Genomic DNA, 22371 nt, shown 5'->3' with positions numbered 1-22371 from the left:
GGGGCGGGTCAGCTGAGGGCCAGCACGTAGGACACCGTCGCGGCGGCCGAGGCGACCGCGCGGACGTGGTTCCACACCGTCCACTCGCGCACGTACGTCGGCCAGTAGGCGGCCGCCTCCGGAGTACCCGCGTCGAGCTTGAGCAGCGCCTCGTTGCGCGGCACGTTCGCCACCATGGTCACCCCGAACGAGCCGAACAGATACAGCGCACTGCCCAGCAGCAACTCCACCGTCGCCTCGTCCGGCCAGAGCACGAACGTCACCACGGCGATCACCGCGCACAGCACCGTCGACCCTATGAACACCAGCATGAACGCCGGCAACAACGCCGCCACATTGATCGCCTTCATCGCGGCCACGCCCTGCGCGGGCGGCAGCGCGGCGAGCCCACGCATCACGAAGGTCGAGAAGGCACAGAAGACCCCGGCCACGAGACCGGTGCCGACCACACCGACCACGATCAGTACGAAGTACGGTCCATCAATCATGTAAACGTCAACTCCCGCATCCCGCCGGGATCCTGCCCGGCTCCCTACAGCACCACCAGTGAAACCTTGTACTAGATCCGTGACCATGGCCGAGCGTTGCGCGCACGTACGCGAGCGGCCGGCCGGGCGGCGGAGGACCGGCGCCGCCGCGAACGGTGGGCCTTGATACGGCAGGCATCGTGCAGGGGCCGATTCGCTTTCCGGCGGGTCGCTTCCCGTGGTTCGCCTTCCGGCGGGTCGCTTCCCCGTGGTTCGCCTTCCGGCGGTTCGCTTTTCGGCGGTCGCTGTCCGCGGTTCGCTTTCCGCGGTTCACGTCCCCGGCGGTTCGCTTTTCGACGGCGGTCGCTGCCCGCGGTCCGCTTTCCGCAGTTCACGTGCCCGGCGGTTCGCGTCCCGGCCCCGCGCGGCCAGCGGCATCGGCTCGGCTGTTCCTGCCTACGTCGGTCGCCGGTGATCGATCCGCCCGGCGCCCAACGGCGACCGTGCTGCCCAGCGGTGCCGAACGACCGCACCTGACACGGCCTTCCTCCGGCTCCCCCTCTCTGGAGGACTCTCAGCCGACCCCCGACACCTCCGCCCGCCACGCCCGCAACGTCGACTCCACCGCCGCCGCGATCCGGCGCCGAGCCTCGTGTCGAGGCACCCCGCTCATCAGCAGCTGGTCGTACGGCGTATCCATATGCCGTACGGACGCCACGACCGCCGACGTCACCGCCGCCTCGGACAACGCCCGCCCCGCCGCACTCCGCCCCACCCGTCCGCTGCCCCGCACCGACGCATGCGCGGCGATGTCCCGCGCCCGGCCCGCCGGGCACCCCGGGAATAGCCGCCGTATCTCCCCCGCGAACGCCTCCGTGAACAGCACGTCCTCCCGCGCCCGCCGCCGGGCGTCCCGCACCCGACGCCGCCGCCGGGCCTCCGCGTCCGCCAGGCACCGCTCCTCGGCGCGGGCGAGCCCCGCCTCCTCGACGAGGACGCCCTGCCGCTCATAACGGCCCCTGCGTCGATTGAACCGTACGACCACCGCCGACAGCGCGCTCTCCTCCCGGGACCGACGCGTCAACGCCGTGTCGCCGCGCGGCAGAAACACCAGATGTCCGAGGTCGGCACAGTCGAGACACCGCGGCGCACCCTCCTCCGGCACGAGCATCTGCAACGGTCCCGCATGACACTCCGCACAGTGCCGCCGTTTGAGGGGCTGGATCACGAGAAGGCCGGTTCGGGGCGGGGGAGTTGCGAGCGGTGCCATACGGGGTTCATTCCCCTCCGGGCAGGCCTGGGGAACTCCCTGACCTGGGTCAAGAAGCCGTCTGATCAGGCCGGGCAGACGGCCCGACCGGGTCTGGAACGCGACCGAGCGTGTCTGGAGAACGGCGTGGTCGGGTCCGGGACGGTCTGATCGGGTTCGGGGGCGATCGGTTCGGGCCAGGAGGCGGTCTGCTCGGATTCGGGGATGGTCTGGGCGAGGGGGAGGGGGAGGAGGGGCAGGACGAGGGCGAGGTCGAGGGCCTGGACGAGGGTGATGGTGAGGGCAGGGGTGAGGGTGAGCGGGGGCAAGGGTGGGAGCGACGGCGGTGATGGGGCCGCGGAGGGCGCCGCACCCAGACCGCGTCCTGCCGCATCATGGGCCGTGTGCGACTCGAAGCGATCACCTGGGAACGGCTCGGCGACCTGCTGGCGGAGCGGCTGTTCGACCTGAAGCCGGCCGATGGCAGCCCTTGGCCGCGCATCGCCTTCGACGGTGCTCCGGCAGCCCGTCCGGGAGACCTCGCCGAGCGCGTCGGTGAGGCGCTGCGCATACGCGGCCGCCCCTCGCTCACCGTCGGCACGGAGGGCTTCCTGCGCCCCGCCTCGATCCGCCTGGAGTACGGCCACCGGGACGTGGACGCCTATTACGACGGCTGGTTCGACACCGGTGCCCTGTGGCGGGAGGTCTTCGGCCCTCTCGAACCCGGCGGCGACGGTCGCGTCCTGCCCGACCTGTGGGACCCGGTCACCGACCGAGCCACCCGTAGTTCCTACGTCCAACTCCCGCCCGGCGGCTTGCTGTTGCTGCACGGCCCCCTCCTGCTGCGTCACTGGTTCCCCTTCGACCTGACCGTCCATGTCCTCCTCTCGCCCGGTGCCCTGCGCCGCCGAACCCCCGAGGCCGAGCACTGGACCCTCCCCGCCTTCGAGCGCTACGACCACGAGACCGACCCTGCCGGTATGGCGGACGTCCTGGTGCGTGCCGACGATCCGCGGCACCCGGCGTGGAGTGGCTGAGCGGTAGGACGGCTGGGTGGCTGGGCGGTTGGGTGGCTGGGCGGTGAGTGGCTGAGTCTTTGAGTAGCTGAGCCCGAGTCGGCAAAACCACTTCTATATGCACGTGCATTTAATTACTCTGTCACCCATGACGACCTCCCCGGCTGATCCGATCTCCTTCGACGACTCCGTCCGCTCCCTCCTCGACGGCAGGAACTTCGCCAGCGTGGCCACCCTCGGCCCCGACGGCGCCCCGCAGAACTCGGTGGTCTGGATCAAACGCGAGGGCGACACCGTGCTCTTCTCCTCCGTCGACGCCCGCCAGAAGGTGCGCAACCTCCGCCGCGACCCCCGCATCAGCGTCTCGGTCTACGACCTCGCCAACCCCTACACCTCCGTCGAGATCCGCGGCACCGCCGAGATACTCCCGGACGACGCCAAGCGGCTCCCCTTCGAGCTCTCGCACAAGTACCTGGGCATCGATCCGCCCGCCGAGAAGGACGACGAAACCCGGGTGATCATCCGCGTCGTCCCGCGGAAGATCGTGGGCTTCTCGGCCTGATCGCCGCCCGCTGCCGGGGGCCGTCACCGCTCGGTTCCAGGTGCGGGTGTCGGGTGGCACGGCAAGAATGAAGGGCGCCGGGACTAGCGGTGCGTCCTGCGCCGCGCCGGCCGTCCGGCATCGGGAGGTATTCCATGACCACTGCCGGAGACATCATGCACCGTGGCGCCCAGTGGATCCCGGCCCACGAGACCCTGGACCGCGCCGCCCAGCTCATGCGCGAGCTGGGCGTCGGAGCCCTGCCCATCAGCGACCAAAACGAGCGGCTCTGCGGCATCCTCACCGACCGCGACATCGTCATCGGCTGCGTGGCCGTGGGGCGCGACCCGAGCAAGGTCACCGCCGGCGAGATGGCCCACGGCACCCCGCGCTGGATCGATGCCAACGCCGACATCAGCGAGGTGCTCCGGGAGATGAAGGAGCACCAGATCCGCCGGCTCCCGGTCATCGAGAACAAGCGCCTGGTCGGCATGATCAGCGAGGCCGATCTGGCCCGGAACCTGCCGGAGGACGAGGTCGCCCACTGGGCCGAGAGCGTCTACGCCAGGACCACGGCGCCGACGACGCACTGACCCGGCGAACGTTCCCTCACCTGATGTGCCGTCCCCGTCCGGCCGACCGTGCCCGACGGGGACGCACCGCAGTCGGCCGGAGGCCGGCCGAGGGGAACGTCAGAGCCATCCGTTGCGTCGGAAGCCGCGGTACAGCGTCACACACGCCACGGATATCACGCCTATGACCAGCGGATAGCCGTACGTCCAGCGCAGCTCCGGCATGTAGTCGAAGTTCATCCCGTACAGCCCGCACACCATCGTCGGTACGGCGACGATCGCGGCATAGGCCGTGATCTTCCGCATGTCCTCGTTCTGCGCGACCGTGACCTGTGCCAGGTGCGCCTGCAGGATCGAGTTCAGCAGTTCGTCGAAGGCGGCTATGTGCTCCTTGGCCCGCAGCAGATGGTCGGAGACGTCGCGGAAGTAGGCCTGTATCTCCGGATCGACCACCCGGATGGGCCGCGTGGCCAGTTCCTCGAGCGGGCGGCTCAGCGGAACCACGGCTCGCTTCAGCTCGAGGAGTTCCCGCTTGAGCTGGTAGATCCGGCCCGGGTCGGCCCGCGCGCCGTTCTCCGCGAATACATCCGTCTCGACCTGGTCGATGTCCTCCTGCATCGAGTCGGTGACGCTCAGATAGTCGTCGACCACATGGTCCGCGATCGCGTGCAGCACCGCGGCGGGACCTTTGGCGAGCTGCTCGGGGCTCGACTCCAGCTCCTCGCGCAACGGGCCCAGCGAGCCGTGCCGCCCGTGCCGCACCGTGATCACGAAGTCCCGGCCGACGAACACCATGATCTCGCCGGTGTTCACGACCTCGCTCGTCGCCGTGAGTTCCTCGTGCTCGACGTAGCAGACCGTCTTGAACACCGCGAACAGTGTCTCGTCGTAGCGCTCCAGCTTCGGCCGCTGATGCGCCTCGACCGCGTCCTCGACGGCGAGTGGATGCAGGGAGAACAGCTCGGCGATGCCCGCGAACTCCTGGTCCGTAGGCTCATGGAGGCCGAGCCAGACGAATCCGGCGCCGCGTTTGCGTACCTTTTGCACGACGTCGACCAGATCGCCGCTCTCCGGGACCCGTACGCCGTCCCGGTACGTCACGCAGTTCACCACCGAGGAGCCCAGCGGGGACCTGGCGGGATGGCTGAGGTCGACGCGAGGGCGCCGTCGAGTCAGCCGTGCCACCTTGCGGAGGCCGCCGACTTTGCTGAGGCCCGTGACCTTCCGCAGATTCCCTGCCATGGACATCTGGATCTCCTTGCGTGGATCTCCCCGTTGAAGTGCGACTCGCCTCCGGGGCGCTCCAGCCCCTTCGGTTCGTTCGCGGTGCGCCGCATCTGTGCGCCCTGGCCCGCCAGTTTGCCAGGTGGGTGTGAGACGTGGGTAAGCCTGTGGGAGCAGGTGGTTCCGCTTTGTTCCCGGCTGTGGATGAAGGTTCCGTCCCGGCGTCGCCACTCGAAAGCGGCGGCCCTACGGGATTCAGGGCCGTCCTGCCGAATTCGGCACCGCCCTGCCGAGCGTCGCCCTCTCCGGACAAGCCGGGCAACTGGGATGATCGCATCATGACGCGAACCCACGGGTATCTCCTCGGTAATCAGCAGGACGAGGCGGGCGAGCGCTTCGACGCCTTCGCCACTCTCTTCGACCCCACGACGTTCCGACACCTCGAACGGCTCGGCGTCGGGCCCGGCTGGCTCTGCTGGGAGGTGGGCGCCGGTGGCACCTCCGTGGTGGCCTGGCTGGCCAAGAAGGTCGGCCCGACCGGACGTGTCGTCGCCACCGACATCGACACCACACAGCTCACCCCGGCCGGCCGTCCGCCGGTCGAGGTCCGCGTCCACGACGTGGGTGTGGACGAGCCGCCGGGGGACGGGTTCGACCTGGTGCACGCCCGGCTCGTGCTCGTGCATGTGCCCGACCGTGAACGGGCGTTGCGCTCGATGATCAGTGCCCTGCGCCCCGGCGGCCGGCTCCTGATCGAGGACGCCGACCCCGCTCTGCAGCCCCTGCTCTGCCCCGACGAGTACGGCCCCGAACAGCAACTGGCGAACCGACTCCGCAAGGGCTTCCGCAAACTGCTCGCCGACCGCGGCGCCGACCTCTCCTACGGCCGCCGACTCCCGCGCCTGCTCCGTGAGGCAGGTCTGCGCCAGGTGGAGGCCGACGCGTACTTCCCGGTCGCCTCGCCCGCCTGCGCTGCCCTGGAGTCGGCCACCATCCGCCAGGTCCGCGACCGGCTCGTCACCGAGGGCCTCGCCACCGACAAGGACATCGACCGCCACCTCGCCAACGTCGCCGCCGGAGGCATGGACCTGGCCACCGCCCCGATGATCTCGGCATGGGGCCGCAAGGCGTAGACGGGCAGCGAGAACTGACATGGACTCAGCACAGTCGGTAGAAGCCGGTCGTCGTCACTGCGCCGTGGGCGGCCTTCCACCCACCCGGTTCACCGCCAGCGCACCCGCCCGGCACCCCTCCCGCGCCGCACCCTCGGGCCCGGCGCCCGCGAGCAGGGCCGCGAGGAAGGCGCCCGTGAAGGCGTCACCCGCCCCCGTCGTGTCCCTCGGCGTCGCCGGCGCGGCGGGGACATGGGCGCGCACAGCGCCGGACCGCGCCACCAGCGCACCGTCCGCGCCCTGCTTGACCACCACCAACGGCACCTGACGGCTCAGCTTGGCCGCCGCGTCCGCCGCGTCGGACAACCCCGTGAGGAGGCACGCCTCGTCACGGCTGGGCAGCAGGACGTCCACCCCTTCCACCAGCGCCAGGAAACGGCCGACGCCCAGCTCCACGAGGAAGCCGGCCGACGCCGGATCCAGACTCACCGGAACACCCCGCGCGCGTGCCGACGCCAGAGCCACCGCCACCAGCGCCCGGCTCGGCTCGGAGAACAACAGATAGCCCGAGAGGTGCAGCCGGGCGACGCCGTCGAGCAGCGTGTCCGACCAGTCGTCGGGGCCGAGCCGCAGGGATGCCCCGCTGTCGGTGAGGAACGTCCGCTCGGCAGCGGCGCCCGTGTCGACCAGGCAGATCACCGTCCCGGTCGGCGCCTGCGGATCCACGACGAGACGGGGCCGGACTCCGCTCGCGGCCAGTTCCCGCTCGTGCCACGCGGCTGCGTCCGTGCCGACCCGCCCCAGGAGCCGCACCTGAGGACCACCCCAATACGCGGCCCAACAGGCCACATTGGCGCCCGCCCCGCCCGGCACCGTCCTGATGGCCGCGGCCGTGTCCGTGCCCGAGGCGAGCGGCCCCCGGTGCCGGGCGATGACATCCGTCACCACGTCCCCGACGACCAGCAGGGCCCCGCCGCGCTCGTCGGCTGGGGCGGGCCCCTGGCCGGCCACGCCGCGCCCCGTCCCGCTGCCCGGCTCGCTCACGCCCCGGCCCAGGCTGCCGCGATTCGCCCCGCCAGCCTTACGTTGCCGCGCACCGCCGCGAGATTGGCGCTCAGCGAGGCACCGTCCGTATGCCGTACCAAGTAGTCCAGCAGGAACGGCGTGACCGCCTGACCGGTGACGCCCTGCTCCTCGCACGCGTGCAGCGCGTCGGCGAGCACACGCGCGTGCAGCTCGGGATCCAACTGCTCCGCTTCCGGCACCGGATTGGCGACGATCAGCGCCGACTCGGGTCCGTCCAGCGCGTCCTGAGCGCGCATCACCCCGGCCACCTCCTGAGGTGACTGAAGCCTCCAGTCCACCGGATGCCCCGAGTCGGACAGATAGAAGCCGGGAAAGCGCTCGGTGCGGTAACCGGCGACCGCGACGCCGAGGGTCTCCAGGCGCTGCAGGGTCGCCGGGACGTCAAGGATCGACTTCACCCCGGCACACACCACGGTGATCCGCGTGCGCGCCAGCAGCCCCAGGTCGGCCGACTCGTCCTGTGTCACCGTCCACTCCCGGTGCACACCGCCGAGCCCGCCCGTCGCGAACACCCGTACGCCGGCGAGCGCCGCCAGCAGAGCCGTCGCCGACACCGTGGTCGCCCCGCTCGCCCCGGCGGCCACCGCGAGCGGCAGATCCCGGTGCCCCAGCTTGCGGATCCCGTCCTCGTTCGCGATCCGCTCCAACTGCTCCTTGTCCAGCCCGACATGGGGCCGCCCGTCCAGCACGGCGATCGTCGCGGGAATCGCGCCCTCCCGCCGTACGACGTCCTCCAGCTCCAGCGCCACCCGCAGATTGCGCGGGCGCGGCAGCCCGTGCGCGATGATCGTGGACTCCAGGGCCACCACGGGTTGACGCGCGTTGATCGCCTCCCGCACTTCTTCGGACACCACCAGCACCACGCGCATGCCTCCTGTCGTTCGGTCTTCCCTCATCTCTGGCGGGCGGCACGCCCGGTCAAACCCTTGCGGCCTGTGGGAGACGACACCAGCCTGGGACACATGACCGACAACACGACACGTCTCGACCATGTGGTCCTGTGGGTGCGCGACCCGGCCGCCTCGGCCGAGTTCTACGAGAAGACGCTCGGTATGGCACCGATCAGGCTCACCGAGTTCACCGCGGGCGAGGCGCCGTTTCCCTCGGTGCGCGTCAACGAGGAGACCATCCTCGACCTCATGCCGATGGCCATGGCGGAGCGCATGAAGATGCTCCCCGGCGCTGCCCGCAGCGCGGGACACCCGGTCAATCACGTCTGCTTGTCCTTGCCGGAGGCCGACTTCCACGGGCTGCGCACCCACCTGGAGGAGCACGACGTGCCCGTGTCGGACTACTCGTACGACTCCTTCGGCGCACGCGGCAAGGCCAGGCGCAGCTTCTACTTCCGCGACCCCGACGGCAACGTCTTCGAAGCCCGGCACTACGACTAGCGCGCTGAGGAGGAGGCCACGCGTGCGTAGCCCTGGCCACTGCCGTGTTTCCGCGCATGCGTGACAGCCGTCCTTTCGGCTGGCGAGGATCGGAACCGGCGGCTACGGGTACCAGCGGCCACCGGAAGCACCTGGCCTCCTCCGCGTCTGGGCGTGCGGTGAGCCAGTACTGACGTCAGTCGCCCACCGGAACATCGGCGGCCCGTCTGCCCCGTGTGAACAGCGCCAGCGCCGCCAACGGGAGCAGCAGGCAGGCGGCGGTGAAGTTCAGCCAGCCGTAGCTTGCCTGGGCGACGACCAGCCCCGCGGCCGCGCCACCGACGCCGGCGGAGGCGTTCATGACGAGGTCCGACAGCCCCTGAGCGGCGGCCCGCGCGGGCTGCGGAACGGAGTCCGTGAGCAGCGCGGAACCGGAGACGAGCGCCGCGGACCAGCCGAGGCCCAGCACGAAGAGCCCGACGGCCGTCTGCCCGTGACCGCCGCCTGCGGTACCGGCGAGGAACACCGCGCATGCCAGCAGCCCCACGGCGAGCCCGATCCCGGACAGCCGCCCCAGCCGGTCCGACAACCGTCCCATGAGGGGCGCGAACGCGTACATGCCCGCGATGTGGCCGCTGATGACCAGCCCGATCAGATCGATGCCCGCGCCGTGGTGCGCGAGGTCGACCGGGGTCATCGCCATCACCGACACCATCGCTGTGTGCGCCACGGCAACGGTCACCACCGCGAGCCGCGCCCGCGGCGAGGCGGCCACGGCTGCCATCCCAGCGCGCAGTGAACGGGCCGCGGGCGACTGCTCCTCGGCCGGCGCGAGCGCACGCGCCGTCAGCAACGGATCCGGCCGCAGCAGTACGGCCACCACGACCGCGGATATCAGGAAGATCCCGGCCGCCCACAGGAACGGACCCGCCGCCGCGGGTATCCCGAGGCCCGTGACGCTCCGACCGGCGGGCGAGGCGATGTTCGGGCCGACGACCGCGCCGATGGTCGTGGCCCACACGACGAGCGAGATGGCCCGGGCCCGCCGCTCCGGCTCGGCCAGATCGGCGGCCGCGAAACGCGCCTGGAGGTTCGCCGACGAGGCCGCGCCGAACGCTGCCATCCCGCACAGCAGCAGCGGAAAGCTCCCGATGCCGGCCGCGATCACCGTGACACCGGCGCCCAGGGCTCCGATGAGATAGGCCAGGACGAGTCCGGGCCGCCGCCCGCGCGCGGTCATCAGCGCGGCCAGCGGCATCGACAGCACCGCCGTACCGGCCACGGTCGCGGTGGGCGCGAGCCCGGCCAGCGACTCGGTGCCGCTGACCTCCGTCGCCAGGACGGCCGCGAGCGCGATGCCGGTGGCGACGCCCAGCCCGCCCAGGATCTGCGTCGCGATCAGAACGGCCGAGATACGGCGCCGCAGGGCCGGCAACCGGTCGGGCGTGACGGACGCGACGGCCCCTCGCACGACGGCGGTCACGATGCACACCCGGCTGTTCGGCGCGCCCGGGTGGCCCACATGGAGCGGCCCCCCGGACCTGCCGGTACGGAACGGCACACCGGACCGGCCGCGTACAGGTGAGTGAAACCGGCCGCGTGCAGCCGGGTGAAATATGTCGTCACAGGCGCAGTCTCCCCCTCTTCTCCCGCCTGTCTTCTCTCGCCCGTCCAGCTCTGCGAAAGACCGGAAGTCGAAAGCCCTCAGAACAGCGGCTCCGGCAGCACCCCCTCCAGCGCGAGCAGCTTCCGCTTGGTCTCCAGGCCGCCCCCGAACCCGCCGATGCCGCCATCGCTCTCCACGACCCGGTGGCAGGGCACGACGACCGGCAGCGGATTGGCGCCCATCGCCATCCCCACCGCCTGGGCCGCGCCCGGCTGCCCCACCCGTCCCGCCAGGTCGCCGTACCCGACGACCGTGCCGTACGGGACACCGGACGCCAGCTCGCGCAGCACCTGCCGGTTGAAGCCGGAGATGAGCGACCAGTCCAGCGGCAGCTCGAAGTCGCGCCTGGCGCCCGCGAAGTACTCCTCCACCTGGCGTATCGCCTGGGCCAGCAGTGGAGAGCCGGGCGCCTCGACCGGCTCGGCGCCCAGCCGGGACGCCAGTCGGTCCAGTGTCTGGTCGCGCACGCTCTCCGTGGCGTGGAACACGACGCTGACCAGGCCGTCGCGGGTCGCGGCCAGCATCAGCGGACCGATGTCGGTACCGACGACGGCCCACACGACCTGCTGCTCGTACTGCCCATGGCTGTCCATGCGCCCACCGTACGACCCACCACTGACAACGGCCCGGGACCGGGCACCGGCTGCCGGGCGGGAGTGCCGGGGGCCGTCGGGCCTCAGCCCTTGGGGAACGCGTCCCGCACCACGTCGGGACTGTTGGTGATGATGCCGTCCACTCCGTACCTGCCGACGAGCCGGGCCGTGTCCGCGTCGTTCACGGTCCAGGTGAAGACCTCCAGCGGCTCGCCCTGCGGTCCCTCGAACTCATGGACGGAGGCGACATAGTCCGTGGAGATGGAGGAGTGCGAGGGGTTGATCTGGTCGACGAAGGTCGCGTACCAGGGCAGGTCCGCCACAGCCGGGGTCCCGAGGAATCCGGTCTTCACGGCCGGCTTGAGCTCGTGGACGGTTCGCATGCTGTCGGCACTGAAGCTCTGCACGATCAGCCGCCTCGCGAGGTGGTCCGGGTCGAGCCAGCCCTCGTTGCCCAGGACCTTGAGGGTCTGCCGCTCGATGCCGGGGTACAGGTCGGGGTTCTTGATCTCCAGGAGCAGCTTCTGATGGTGCAGCTCCACGCGGTCCATGAACTGCTCCAGCGTCGGTACGCGCTCGCCCGCGTACGCGGGGCCGAACCAACTGCCCGCGTCCAGGCGGGCGATCTCGGCGGCGGTGAAGTCCTTCACCTTCCACGGCGCCCGGTCGGGGAAGACCTCCTCCACATCGGTCGTGCGCTTCAGATTGTCGTCGTGGAGGACGACCAGCTCGCCGTCCTTGGTGCGCTGGACGTCGTTCTCGACCCAGCCGATGCCCAACTCGGCGGCCTCGTCGACGGCGGCCAGCGTGTTCTCGGGGGCGTACGCGGAGGCCCCCCGGTGGGCGATGATCGTGGGCCGCTCGGCACCGGCCCGGGCGGCGGAGGCGGGGAGCAGAAGAGCGGCGGCCCCCAGGAGTGCGGTCGTCGTGGCGGCGACAGCGCGCGCGTGCATGCGTACTCCTCGCGTCGAACGATCACGGACAGCTCAACTGTGACAGCAGAGGGTCAACGGCGGGGGTGTACAGAATGGCCACAGATTGAATGGAGTTGCCCAGGCCCGCTCACTCGTGCCGCACAACTGGGGCAAGGCCGTGTTTCTTTGCCGGAGAATCGTTCGACCATTCCGGTGGGGGTTACTCTCTGCCTCAACCCTGACCGCTCGGGCGGTCCTGGGAGGGGGCGCATTCCACAGAGTTCCGGGACGTAAGAGGGCGGGAAAGGCAGCCGCGTATGCAGGGCACGATCGACGGATTCAGCTACGGACTCGTCACACCGCTGGTGGCCTACCTGATGGCCTGCCTCGGCGGTGCCCTCGGCCTGCGCTGCACCACCAGATCGATGCTCGTCTCGCAGTCCTGGCGGCCGGGCTGGCTCGCCCTGGGATCGGCGGCCATCGGCTCCGGCATCTGGACCATGCACTTCGTCGCGATGATGGGGTTCACGGTCAAGGAGACGCCGATCCACTACGACAAGCCGATGACGTTCGCGAGCCTGGCCGTCGCCATCGTCATGGTGGGCGTCGGGATCTTCATCGTCGGCTACAGGGGAGCCAGCGGAGCGGCCCTGTTCACCGGCGGCACCATCACCGGCCTGGGCATAGCCTCGATGCACTACATGGGCATGGCCGGCATGCGGCTCAACGGCAAGCTGGAGTACAACACGTTCACCGTCGCCGTCTCCGTCGCCATAGCCATGGTGGCGGCCACCGCCGCCCTGTGGGCCGCCGGACAGGTCAGAGGGCTGATGTGGAGCGTGGGCGCGAGCCTCGTCATGGGACTCGCCGTCAGCGGCATGCACTACACCGGCATGGCCGCCCTCAGCGTCCATCTGCACGGCACGGAGGCCCCCTCCACGGGCGACTCACCCGCCGCCCTGCTCGCGCCCATGATGATCGGCCCGCTCGCCTTCCTGCTCCTCGCGGGCGCCGTCATGCTGTTCGACCCGAAGATGGTCATGGGGAAGCCGGCCGGCGTCCCCGTCGAGCACAAGCCCGGCGTCCCGGCCCACGCCACCGTCCCGCCCCCGACCCGCCGCCTGCCGCTGCGGCCCCGCCGCGCCCTCGGGCAGCGAGGGCCCCGCACCCCGCAAAACCACTGATCGGGCCGCGTTGTCAGTGGCGGGTCGTACGGTTGATTCCATGCGGCCCGTTTCCAGCATCGAACGCACGGTGGCGCCCTTCGAGGTCGTCAGTCCCTACCAGCCCAGCGGCGACCAGCCGCAGGCCATCACCGAGCTCGCCCGGCGCATCGAGGCCGGCGAGAAGGATGTCGTCCTGCTCGGCGCGACCGGCACAGGCAAGTCCGCCACCACCGCGTGGATGATCGAGAAGCTCCAGCGCCCCACCCTGGTGATGGCGCCGAACAAGACGCTGGCCGCCCAGCTGGCGAACGAATTCCGCGAGCTGCTGCCGAACAACGCCGTCGAGTACTTCGTCTCGTACTACGACTACTACCAGCCCGAGGCCTACGTCCCGCAGTCGGACACCTACATCGAGAAGGACTCCTCGATCAACGAGGAGGTCGAGCGCCTGCGCCACTCCGCGACCAACTCGCTGCTCACCCGCCGCGACGTCGTCGTGGTCGCCTCGGTCTCCTGCATCTACGGTCTCGGCACTCCACAGGAGTACGTGGACCGCATGGTCCCTCTCAAGGTCGGTGAGGAGATCGACCGGGACCAGCTGCTGCGCCGCTTCGTGGACATCCAGTACACGCGCAACGACCTGGCCTTCACCCGCGGCACCTTCCGGGTGCGTGGCGACACCATCGAGATCTTCCCGGTCTACGAGGAGCTCGCGGTCCGCATCGAGATGTTCGGCGACGAGATCGAGGCCCTGTCCACGCTGCACCCGCTCACCGGCGAGATCATCAGCGACGACGAGCAGCTGTACGTGTTCCCGGCCTCCCACTACGTCGCGGGCCCGGAGCGCATGGAGCGTGCCGTCAACGACATCGAGAAGGAGCTGGGCGAGCGCCTCGCCGAGCTGGAGAAGCAGGGCAAGCTCCTGGAGGCCCAGCGCCTACGGATGCGCACCACGTACGACCTCGAGATGCTCCGTCAGATCGGCAGCTGCTCCGGTGTCGAGAACTACTCGATGCACTTCGACGGACGCTCGCCCGGCTCCGCGCCGAACACCCTGATCGACTACTTCCCGGAGGACTTCCTGCTCGTCATCGACGAGTCGCATGTCACCGTGCCGCAGATCGGAGCCATGTACGAGGGCGACGCATCCCGCAAGCGCACCCTCGTCGACCACGGCTTCCGCCTGCCCTCAGCCCTCGACAACCGCCCCCTGAAGTGGGAGGAGTTCCAAGAGCGCATCGGGCAGACGGTCTATCTGTCGGCTACCCCGGGCACCTACGAGCTCTCCCGCGGAGATGGCCAGGTCGAGCAGATCATCCGCCCCACCGGCCTGGTCGACCCGGAAGTCGTCGTCAAGCCGACCGAAGGCCAGATCGACGACCTGGTCCACGAGATCCGGGAGCGGGTGGAGAAGGACGAGCGCGTCCTGGTCACCACCCTCACCAAGAAGATGGCCGAGGACCTCACGGACTACTTCCTGGAGCTCGGCATCCAGGTGCGCTATCTGCACAGTGACGTCGACACGCTGCGCCGCGTCGAGTTGCTGCGCGAACTGCGCGCGGGCGAGTTCGACGTCCTGGTCGGCATCAACCTCCTCCGCGAGGGCCTCGACCTTCCCGAGGTGTCGCTGGTGGCGATCCTCGACGCCGACAAGGAGGGCTTCCTGCGCTCCGGCACCTCCCTCATCCAGACCATCGGCCGCGCGGCGCGCAATGTCTCCGGCCAGGTCCATATGTACGCCGACAAGATCACCCCGGCGATGGAGAAGGCCATCGACGAGACCAACCGCCGCCGGGAGAAGCAGGTCGCGTACAACAAGGCGAACGGCATCGACCCCCAGCCGCTGCGCAAGAAGATCAACGACATCGTCGCGCAGATCGCCCGCGAGGACGTCGACACCGAGCAGCTGCTCGGTACGGGTTACCGCGCGAAGAAGGACGGCCGGGGCACCAAGGCACCCGTGCCCTCCCTCGGTGACAAGGCAGCCAAGGGCGCGAAGGCGGCCAAGCCCACGAGGGGCAAGGCCAAGTCCAAGGAGACGGTGCCGACCGACCGCCCGGCGGCCGAACTTGCCGAGCAGATCGAGGAGTTGACGGAGCGTATGCGCGCCGCCGCTGCGGATCTGCAGTTCGAGATCGCGGCCCGGCTGCGTGACGAGGTGTCCGAGATGAAGAAGGAACTGCGCCAGATGAAGGAGGCGGGTCTCGCCTGACGGGACCACGGGCGCCGGTCAGCGCTCCGGAACGGCGCCCTCGAACGGCCCGCCAGGGCATGCCGAGCACGCGCTGTGTTGCAAGACCGACACAAAGTGCGGACCGGGGTACGGCACTGTCAGTGGCCCTGCGTAGGGTTCTGGTCATCCGCGGCGTCCGCGGCCAACAGGGGACAGCTCGAGAGGGGAATCGGCACGTGACCGTCAACATGACCAAGGGTCAGGCCATCAGTCTGCAGAAGGACGACGGCGGCAGCCTGACCGCGGTGCGCATGGGTCTCGGCTGGCAGGCGGCTCCCCGGCGCGGCCTGTTCGGGTCGCGTACGCGAGAGGTCGACCTGGACGCCTCCGCGGTCCTGTTCGCGGACAAGCAGCCGGTCGACGTCGTCTTCTTCCGCCACCTGGTGAGCGACGACGGCTCGGTGCGCCACACGGGGGACAACCTCGTCGGCGGTGTCGGCCAGGGCGGCGACGACGAGGCGATCCTCGTCGACCTCGCGCGCATTCCGGTCCACATCGACCAGATCGTCTTCACCGTGAACTCCTTCACGGGCCAGACCTTCCAGGAGGTGCAGAACGCGTTCTGCCGCCTGGTCGACGAGACCAACGGTCAGGAGCTGGCCCGCTACACCCTCGCGGGCGGCGGCGCCTACACGGCCCAGATCATGGCGAAGGTGCACCGCAACGGCCCGGGCTGGACGATGACGGCCCTCGGCACGCCGGCCAACGGCCGCACCTTCCAGGACCTGATGCCGTCGATCCTGCCGCACCTGTAGGACCTGAAGGACCTCTGGAGCAGCCCGGCGAGCGGCACACCACACGACAAGCGACACAGGGGGACGAAGGCATGGCGGCCGAGCTGGTGCGGGGGCAGAACCACCCGCTCTCCCAGGCCCGTCTGGAGATCCGGGTCTCGGCCGGCACGCCGATCGTGGCCGGAGCGACGCTCGGCGACGAGCAGGGCAGGATCCACGGCGTCGAATGGGTGGCCCACCCCGGCGCCCCCACCCTGCCCGGCCTCGAGGTCTCCCGGCAGGCGGCAGCCGACCACCGCCTCGCGGTGGACCTGGACGCCATGCCGGAAGCCGTCCACCGCGTCAGTGTGCTGCTCGCCCTGCCCGCCGGGGGCGCCGGTCCGACCCGGTTCGGTGCCGTCGCCACGCCCTTCGTCGCGGTTACCGGCCTCGACGGCACCGAGGTCGCGTCCTACACCATCACCGGCCTGGAGGCCGAGTCGGCCGTCGTCGCCCTGGAGCTCTACCGCCGCCAGGGTGCCTGGAAGGTGCGCGCCATCGGCCAGGGCTACGCAGGCGGCCTCGCCGACCTCTTCACCGACCAGGGACTGCCCCAGGCCCACCAACTCGCCGGCGGCATCAACGACGCAGTGGCCCAGGGCATGGCCCGCTCGGTGCCGGCACCCCCACCCCGGCCGGACGGCGACCGCTCCCGGCAGACGGCCGCACCGGCACTCGGCCCGGACCAGGGCGGCCCCGCACCACAGGGCACCTCCGGCCCCGTACCGCCGCAGGCGACGTCGCCATACGGCACCCAGGCGCCCGGCGTGCCCGGGCAGCCCACACCGCAGCCGAACGCCCCGTACGGCACCCAGCCGCCCGGCGTATCGGGCCAGCCCGCGCAGCAGCCGTCGTATCAGAGCGGAACCGGCGCCACCGATCCCACCCAGCCGTCCGCGCCCACGTCCGGCGGCCCAATTGACTACAGCCACCCGCGCCGGCAGAACGCGGCTCCGCCGCCGCCCCCGCCCACCGCGCCCCCGGCCCAGCCCGGGCAGCCCGCGCGGCCGGTCGCGGGTGACGCCACCGGCTGGTCCATGGACGAGCGGCTCTACAACCAGGTGTGGGGCATGTTCGAGGACCTGGCCCGCACGACCGCCGCCTACCGCAGCGCGGTCGACTTCGCCGACGCGCGCATGGAGAAGGAGCTCGACCAGGTCCTGTCGGATCCCCGCAGCCGGATCGGTGGACAGGGCGACGCCGCACGCGAGACGGCCCAGGCCAAGCACGCGCAGCTGGTCAACCAGGCCAGGGAGGCGCTCGACCGGGACCTGGCCCAGCTCACCGCCGAGTCCGAGGTCGTCGAACCCGCGCTGCCGACCGCGTACGCACGGTGGGACAACCCTGTCTGGCACGGCTACCGCGTACCGATGGAGATCCCCATGGCGCTGCGCCTGGGCGACCTCCACCTGCCCGAGAGCGCCCAATTGCGCATACCGATGCTGGTCCGGCTGCCGCTGGAGCGCGGCCTGTGGATCGACAGCGGACGCGGCGGATCGCTTGACGGATCGTTCACCGATCCCCACGACCTGCGGCGGCTCGCGATGGAGACGGCGGTGGCGCACGCGGCGCGACTGCTCGCCGTCTACCCGGCGGGCGAGTTCACCGTGCACGTCATCGATCCAGCAGGTTCGGGCGCGCAGGCGCTCGCACCGCTGGTGCAGACCGGCGTGCTCGCGGCCCCGCCGGCCGTGGGCGCGGCGGGTGTCGCGGACATCCTCGCGCGGCTCACTCAGCGCGTCGACCTGGTGCAGATGGCGCTGCGGGGCGGTGCCCCCGACTCCCTGCCGCCCGGTTTCGACACCTCCGAGCAGCTGCTGATCGTCAATGACTTCCCGCATGGTTTCGACGACCGGGCCGTGAACCAGCTGCGCTACCTGGCGGACGAGGGGCCTGCCGTCGGCGTCCACCTGATGATGGTCGCGGACCGCGAGGAGGCCGCTGCCTACGGCCCGTTGCTCGACCCGCTGTGGCGTTCACTGCTGCGACTGACCCCGGTGCCGGACGATCACCTCGCAGACCCCTGGGTGGGGCATGCCTGGACGTATGAGCCCCCGCTCGTGCCGCCCGGCAGCCAGGTGCTTCAGCAGGTGCTCACGCAGGTTTCCGCAGCCCGGGCCAAGCACAGGTAAAGAGCCCCTGACCAGCGCACTTGGCCTTTCTTTTGCCAAGCGCTTTACCTTTCCTTGGTGATTGGGGTACTGTTCATCGCACGGAGGGGAGTACTCCCTGTCTGCTGCGACGTACCCGTCAATACGGATCCGGCCAGATCCCGGGGCGTCGGCCCATCGTGGGTGGAAGAGACCTCCGGCGCGCGACGACGCTGACATTTGCCGTTACGACTGCCGGAGGCGCAGTGGATGTTTCCCCGACCCTATGGGTCCTGACCATCGTGGGCCTTGCCGCCCTGATCGCGGTCGACTTCTTCATCGGCCGCAAGCCGCACGACGTATCGATCAAGGAAGCCGGTATCTGGACGGTCGTCTGGATCGTCCTGGCCGCCCTCTTCGGGCTCGGCCTGTTGATCTTCGGTGGCGGACAGCCCGCCGGTGAGTTCTTCGCCGGCTTCATCACCGAGAAGTCGCTGAGCGTCGACAACCTCTTCGTCTTCGTCCTGATCATGGCGAAGTTCGCGGTGCCCTCGCAGTACCAGCAGCGCGTGCTCCTCATCGGCGTCCTCATAGCCCTGGTCCTGCGCGCGATCTTCATCGCCGCGGGTGCCGCGATCCTCGCGAGCTTCTCGTGGGTGTTCTATCTCTTCGGAGCCTTCCTCATCTGGACCGCCTGGAAGCTCATCCAGGAGGCCCGGGCCGACGACGAGGACGAGGAGTACGAGGAGAACAAGCTGCTCAAGGCCGCTGAGCGCAAGTTCGGTGTCGCCGACCGCTACCACGGCACCAAGCTGTTCATCACCGAGAACGGCAAGCGGATCATGACCCCGATGCTGGTCGTGATGCTCGCGATCGGCACCACGGACGTCCTGTTCGCCCTCGACTCCATCCCGGCGATCTTCGGCCTGACGCAGGACCCGTACATCGTGTTCACGGCCAACGCGTTCGCGCTGATGGGTCTGAGGCAGCTGTACTTCCTCATCGGCGGCCTGCTGAAGAAGCTGGTCCACCTCAGCTACGGCCTGTCGATTATCCTCGGCTTCATCGGCGTCAAGCTGGTGCTGCACGCGCTGCACGAGTCCGGGGTCCATGTCCCCGAGATCAGCATCCCGGTCTCGCTCGGCGTCATCTGCTCGGTCCTGATCGTCACCACGATCACCAGCCTGAGGGCCTCCAAGAAGCAGGCGGCGGCCGAGGCGGCGCAGGAGCGGAGCGAAGGCGCTCCGAAGGACAGCATCGACGTCTGACCACGTCGGACGTAGGAAGAACCAACACCGGGAGTGGTGCCCAGCGAATTGCCGAGCACCGCTCCCGGTGCTTCGTTGGGTGCTGGGTGTCCCCGGCCGGGGACACCACGGCCGGGTGGAGGCACCAGTGGACGCACCCATGAAGTTCGTGCAGATCATCGACTTCGAGACCGAGCGCATCGACGAGATGCGGGAGCTGGCCCATGAGACGGAACAGCGCCTGTCAGGTCGCAGCGGCGGCCCCACACGCCGTCTCGTCCTCAAGGACAGGGGCCGGGCCAACCGCTACCTCGTGGTGATCGAGTTCGACTCCTACGAGGACGCCATGCGCAACAGCGACGACCCCGAGACGACCAAGTTCGCGGAGCAGATGGCCGCACTGTGCACGAGGCCGCCGTCCTTCACGGACTGCGACGTACAGGAGATGACCGATTTCGCGTAGCGACATACGACCCACAGGGGCCCCGCATCCCGAGGGCGCGGGGCCGCCCGACAACGATCCGGACCAGAATGCGAACCCCCAACGCCTCTGCGACGATCGCTCCATGATCGCTCGGCTCAGGCCGCTCACGACCCAGTGGACACACGTCGTGCCGGTGCTCGCGGTCGTCCTGCTGGCCTTCACCTGGGGACGGGACCTGCCCGGCGCCCTCGTCGCGCTGGTGACACTGGTCCTCGCGGGGGCCGTCCTGGCCGCCGTACACCACGCCGAAGTGGTCGCCCACCGGGTCGGGGAGCCCTTCGGCTCCCTGGTCCTCGCCGTAGCCGTCACGATCATCGAGGTCGCCCTGATCGTGACCCTGATGGTCGACGGCGGCGACAAGAGCTCCACCCTCGCCCGGGACACGGTCTTCGCGGCCGTCATGATCACCTGTAACGGCATCGTCGGCCTCTGCCTGCTGGTCGCCTCGCTGCGCCACCGTACGGCGGTCTTCAACCCCGAGGGCACGGGCGCCGCCCTCGCGACCGTCGCCACCCTGGCCACACTCAGCCTGGTGCTGCCGACCTTCACCACAAGCAAGCCCGGGCCGGAGTTCTCCAGCGTGCAGCTGACGTTCGCCGCGCTCTCCTCGCTGATCCTGTACGGCCTGTTCGTGGCGACGCAGACCGTGCGGCACCGTGACTACTTCCTCCCCATCACCCGGCAGGGCGAGGTGATCACCGCGGACGACCACGCCCATGCGCCCTCCGCCCGCACCGCGATGATCAGCCTCGGGCTGCTGGGCCTGGCCCTGATCGGTGTGGTCGGCCTGGCCAAAGGCGTGTCGCCCACCATCGAGTCCGGGGTGGCGGCCGCCGACCTGCCACATGCCGTCGTCGGCGTGATCATCGCCCTGCTGGTACTGCTCCCCGAGACGATCGCCGCGCTGCGCTCCGCCCGTCGTGACCGCGTGCAGACCAGCCTGAACCTCGCGCTCGGTTCGGCGATGGCCAGCATCGGCCTGACCATCCCCGCGGTCGCCCTCGCCTCCGTCTGGCTCTCGGGCCCCCTCGTACTCGGCCTCGGCCCCACTCACATGGTGCTGCTCGCCCTGACGGTGGTGGTGAGCTCGCTGACGGTGGTGCCCGGGCGGGCGACGCCGCTCCAGGGAGGCGTTCATCTGGTGCTGTTCGCGGCGTATCTGGAGCTCGCGATCAATCCGTAGCCGCCATGTTCCGCAGCCGATCGTCCTGCGCGGCTGCGGTGCCCGGCGAAGCCGCGGTGTCCGGAGCCCGTCACCCGGTGGCGGGCTCCGGCGCCACAGCAGGCACCGGACGCGTCTCGGGCAGCAGCGCGAAGCACCCAAGGCTGAGCAGCGCGATCCCGGTCAGATACGCCCCCACACCCCAGGGCACCCGACCGCCCTGCTCGGCGAGCGCCGTCGCCACGATCGGCGTGAGCGCGCCCCCGAGGACGCCACCGAGGTTGTAGCCCACCGCCGCGCCCGTGCAGCGCACCCGGGGCTCGTACAACTCCGGCAGATACGCGGCGATCACGGCGAACATCGTGATGAACGCGAGCATCGCCCCGAGGAAACCCAGGAACATCAGCAGTGGCTCGCCCGTCGCGAGGAGCGCGACCAGCGGAAACATCCACAAGGCGGCGGCAGCGCACCCGATCAGGGTCAGGGGCCGCCGCCCGTACCGGTCGCCGAGCATCGCCACCAGTGGGGTGAGCGAGCCCTTCACCACCACCGCGGCCATGATGCAGGTCAGCATGACGCCCCGGCTCACCCCGAGCCGCTCGGTGGCGTAGGCGAGGGACCAGGTCGTCACGGCGTAGAAGATCGCGTATCCGATGGCGAGCGCCCCGGCGGTCAGCAGAACGAGCCGCCAGTGGTCGCGTACGACCTCGGCGAGCGGCACGCGCGCGTGGTCGTCGATTTCGAGGAACCGGGGGCTCTCGGCAAGCGACGACCGCAGCCACAGCCCCACCAGCGCGAGCACCCCCGCCGCCCAGAACGGCACACGCCATCCCCACGCGGCGAACTGCGCCTCGGACAACGTCGCCGACAGCCCCAGCACCACACCGTTGGCGAGCAGAAAGCCCAGCGCGGGCCCGACCTGCGGGAAGCTCGACCACAGACCGCGCCGCTCGGCCGGCGCATGCTCCACGGTCAGCAGGACGGCCCCGCCCCACTCCCCGCCGAGCCCCAGCCCCTGGAGAAAGCGCAGCACGAGCAGCAGCAGGGGAGCGGTGACACCGATCGTGTCGTACGTCGGTACGCAGCCGACCGCGACCGTGGAGGCGCCCGTCAGCAGCAACGAGGCGACCAGGACCGGCCGGCGTCCGTGCCGGTCCCCGATGTGCCCGAACAGCACCGACCCCAGTGGCCGTGCCACAAAGCCCACACCGAACGTCGCGAAGGCGGCCAGGGTTCCCGCTACCGGCGAGAACGTCGGGAAGAACAGCGGCCCCAGGACCAGCGCCGCCGCGGTGCCGTAGACGAAGAAGTCGTAGAACTCGATGGCTGTTCCCGCGAGCGAGGCGGCCGCGAGCCGCAGCATGGAGGGCGCCCTTACGGTGCGTACATCGTGCATGCTGCGTCAA

Annotated in this window: 22 protein-coding genes; 12 read left to right on the top strand and 10 right to left on the bottom strand. The window is 70.2% G+C overall.

Annotation, left to right across the window (positions count from 1 at the left end):
- Positions 1-8: 8 nt before the first annotated feature.
- From ACTMVF_RS25345 to ACTMVF_RS25335, 3 genes are all read right to left on the bottom strand, one after another.
- Complete coding sequence (locus ACTMVF_RS25345; RefSeq protein ID WP_441273409.1) at positions 9-488, bottom strand: anthrone oxygenase family protein; 480 nt, start codon at positions 486-488, stop codon at positions 9-11.
- Between the two features lie 553 nt (positions 489-1041).
- The gene (locus ACTMVF_RS25340) at positions 1042-1737 is read right to left on the bottom strand and encodes a DUF2293 domain-containing protein (RefSeq protein ID WP_441273408.1); all 696 of its coding nucleotides are present in this window, start codon (positions 1735-1737) and stop codon (positions 1042-1044) included.
- A gap of 65 nt (positions 1738-1802) precedes the next feature.
- Complete coding sequence (locus ACTMVF_RS25335) at positions 1803-2045, bottom strand: hypothetical protein (protein WP_441273407.1); 243 nt, start codon at positions 2043-2045, stop codon at positions 1803-1805.
- 66 nt (positions 2046-2111) lie between these two features.
- Here ACTMVF_RS25335 and ACTMVF_RS25330 point away from each other — a divergent pair, with 66 nt between their 5' ends.
- The 3 genes from ACTMVF_RS25330 to ACTMVF_RS25320 all read left to right on the top strand — a co-directional run bounded on the left by ACTMVF_RS25330 (position 2112) and on the right by ACTMVF_RS25320 (position 3866).
- Positions 2112-2753, top strand: coding sequence for a uridine kinase (locus ACTMVF_RS25330; protein WP_441273406.1), 642 nt, complete (start codon positions 2112-2114; stop codon positions 2751-2753).
- Between the two features lie 127 nt (positions 2754-2880).
- Positions 2881-3294, top strand: a complete 414-nt coding sequence (locus tag ACTMVF_RS25325) for a PPOX class F420-dependent oxidoreductase (protein ID WP_441273405.1) — start codon at positions 2881-2883, stop codon at positions 3292-3294.
- A gap of 134 nt (positions 3295-3428) precedes the next feature.
- The gene (locus ACTMVF_RS25320) at positions 3429-3866 is read left to right on the top strand and encodes a CBS domain-containing protein (protein ID WP_441273404.1); all 438 of its coding nucleotides are present in this window, start codon (positions 3429-3431) and stop codon (positions 3864-3866) included.
- A 99-nt stretch (positions 3867-3965) separates the two neighbouring features.
- On the opposite strand, the gene corA is transcribed toward ACTMVF_RS25320, so the two are convergent.
- Positions 3966-5093, bottom strand: coding sequence for a magnesium/cobalt transporter CorA (gene corA, locus ACTMVF_RS25315; protein WP_441273403.1), 1128 nt, complete (start codon positions 5091-5093; stop codon positions 3966-3968).
- 314 nt (positions 5094-5407) lie between these two features.
- On the opposite strand from corA, the gene ACTMVF_RS25310 reads away from it, so the two are divergent.
- Positions 5408-6202, top strand: a complete 795-nt coding sequence (locus ACTMVF_RS25310; protein WP_441273402.1) for a methyltransferase — start codon at positions 5408-5410, stop codon at positions 6200-6202.
- 54 nt (positions 6203-6256) lie between these two features.
- Here the strand turns inward: ACTMVF_RS25310 and ACTMVF_RS25305 are convergent, their stop codons facing one another.
- Together ACTMVF_RS25305 and ACTMVF_RS25300 are read right to left on the bottom strand one after the other, a co-directional pair.
- The gene (locus ACTMVF_RS25305; protein ID WP_441273599.1) at positions 6257-7192 is read right to left on the bottom strand and encodes a carbohydrate kinase family protein; all 936 of its coding nucleotides are present in this window, start codon (positions 7190-7192) and stop codon (positions 6257-6259) included.
- 29 nt (positions 7193-7221) lie between these two features.
- Positions 7222-8130, bottom strand: coding sequence for a pseudouridine-5'-phosphate glycosidase (locus tag ACTMVF_RS25300; RefSeq protein WP_441273598.1), 909 nt, complete (start codon positions 8128-8130; stop codon positions 7222-7224).
- A 99-nt stretch (positions 8131-8229) separates the two neighbouring features.
- Here ACTMVF_RS25300 and ACTMVF_RS25295 point away from each other — a divergent pair, with 99 nt between their 5' ends.
- Positions 8230-8658: a VOC family protein gene (locus ACTMVF_RS25295; protein ID WP_441273401.1), complete on the top strand. Its 429-nt coding sequence runs from the start codon at positions 8230-8232 to the stop codon at positions 8656-8658.
- Positions 8659-8833: 175 nt separating this feature from the next.
- On the opposite strand, the gene ACTMVF_RS25290 is transcribed toward ACTMVF_RS25295, so the two are convergent.
- The 3 genes from ACTMVF_RS25290 to ACTMVF_RS25280 form a co-directional block, all read right to left on the bottom strand.
- Complete coding sequence (locus ACTMVF_RS25290; RefSeq protein WP_441273400.1) at positions 8834-10120, bottom strand: MFS transporter; 1287 nt, start codon at positions 10118-10120, stop codon at positions 8834-8836.
- 221 nt (positions 10121-10341) lie between these two features.
- Entirely contained in the window at positions 10342-10896 is a 555-nt protein-coding gene (locus tag ACTMVF_RS25285) for a methylated-DNA--[protein]-cysteine S-methyltransferase (protein WP_441273399.1), read from the bottom strand.
- An 83-nt stretch (positions 10897-10979) separates the two neighbouring features.
- A complete protein-coding gene (locus tag ACTMVF_RS25280) occupies positions 10980-11849 on the bottom strand; it encodes a glycerophosphodiester phosphodiesterase (protein WP_441273398.1) in 870 nt (289 codons plus the stop codon).
- 278 nt (positions 11850-12127) lie between these two features.
- Between ACTMVF_RS25280 and ACTMVF_RS25275 the strand changes: the two genes are divergently transcribed.
- From ACTMVF_RS25275 to ACTMVF_RS25245, 7 genes are all read left to right on the top strand, one after another.
- A complete protein-coding gene (locus tag ACTMVF_RS25275) occupies positions 12128-12994 on the top strand; it encodes an MHYT domain-containing protein (RefSeq protein ID WP_441273397.1) in 867 nt (288 codons plus the stop codon).
- A 40-nt stretch (positions 12995-13034) separates the two neighbouring features.
- Positions 13035-15188, top strand: a complete 2154-nt coding sequence (gene uvrB / locus ACTMVF_RS25270; RefSeq protein WP_441273396.1) for an excinuclease ABC subunit UvrB — start codon at positions 13035-13037, stop codon at positions 15186-15188.
- Between the two features lie 197 nt (positions 15189-15385).
- The gene (locus tag ACTMVF_RS25265; RefSeq protein WP_441273395.1) at positions 15386-15964 is read left to right on the top strand and encodes a TerD family protein; all 579 of its coding nucleotides are present in this window, start codon (positions 15386-15388) and stop codon (positions 15962-15964) included.
- Between the two features lie 71 nt (positions 15965-16035).
- On the top strand, positions 16036-18114 hold the full coding sequence (locus ACTMVF_RS25260) for a TerD family protein (protein ID WP_441273394.1): 2079 nt from the start codon (positions 16036-16038) through the stop codon (positions 18112-18114).
- Positions 18115-18338: 224 nt separating this feature from the next.
- Positions 18339-19340, top strand: a complete 1002-nt coding sequence (locus ACTMVF_RS25255; protein ID WP_441273393.1) for a TerC/Alx family metal homeostasis membrane protein — start codon at positions 18339-18341, stop codon at positions 19338-19340.
- Positions 19341-19479: 139 nt separating this feature from the next.
- Complete coding sequence (locus ACTMVF_RS25250) at positions 19480-19782, top strand: hypothetical protein (protein WP_441273597.1); 303 nt, start codon at positions 19480-19482, stop codon at positions 19780-19782.
- 103 nt (positions 19783-19885) lie between these two features.
- Positions 19886-20986: a calcium:proton antiporter gene (locus ACTMVF_RS25245; RefSeq protein WP_441273392.1), complete on the top strand. Its 1101-nt coding sequence runs from the start codon at positions 19886-19888 to the stop codon at positions 20984-20986.
- Positions 20987-21056: 70 nt separating this feature from the next.
- On the opposite strand, the gene ACTMVF_RS25240 is transcribed toward ACTMVF_RS25245, so the two are convergent.
- Positions 21057-22361, bottom strand: coding sequence for an MFS transporter (locus ACTMVF_RS25240; RefSeq protein WP_441273391.1), 1305 nt, complete (start codon positions 22359-22361; stop codon positions 21057-21059).
- Positions 22362-22371 lie beyond the last annotated feature (10 nt).

The organism is Streptomyces sp. SD31 (assembly GCF_052068475.1).
Taxonomy (GTDB): Bacteria; Actinomycetota; Actinomycetes; order Streptomycetales; family Streptomycetaceae; genus Streptomyces.
The sequence above is the reverse complement of the archived record's forward strand: the minus strand, read 5'-3'. Positions and strand labels throughout refer to the sequence as shown.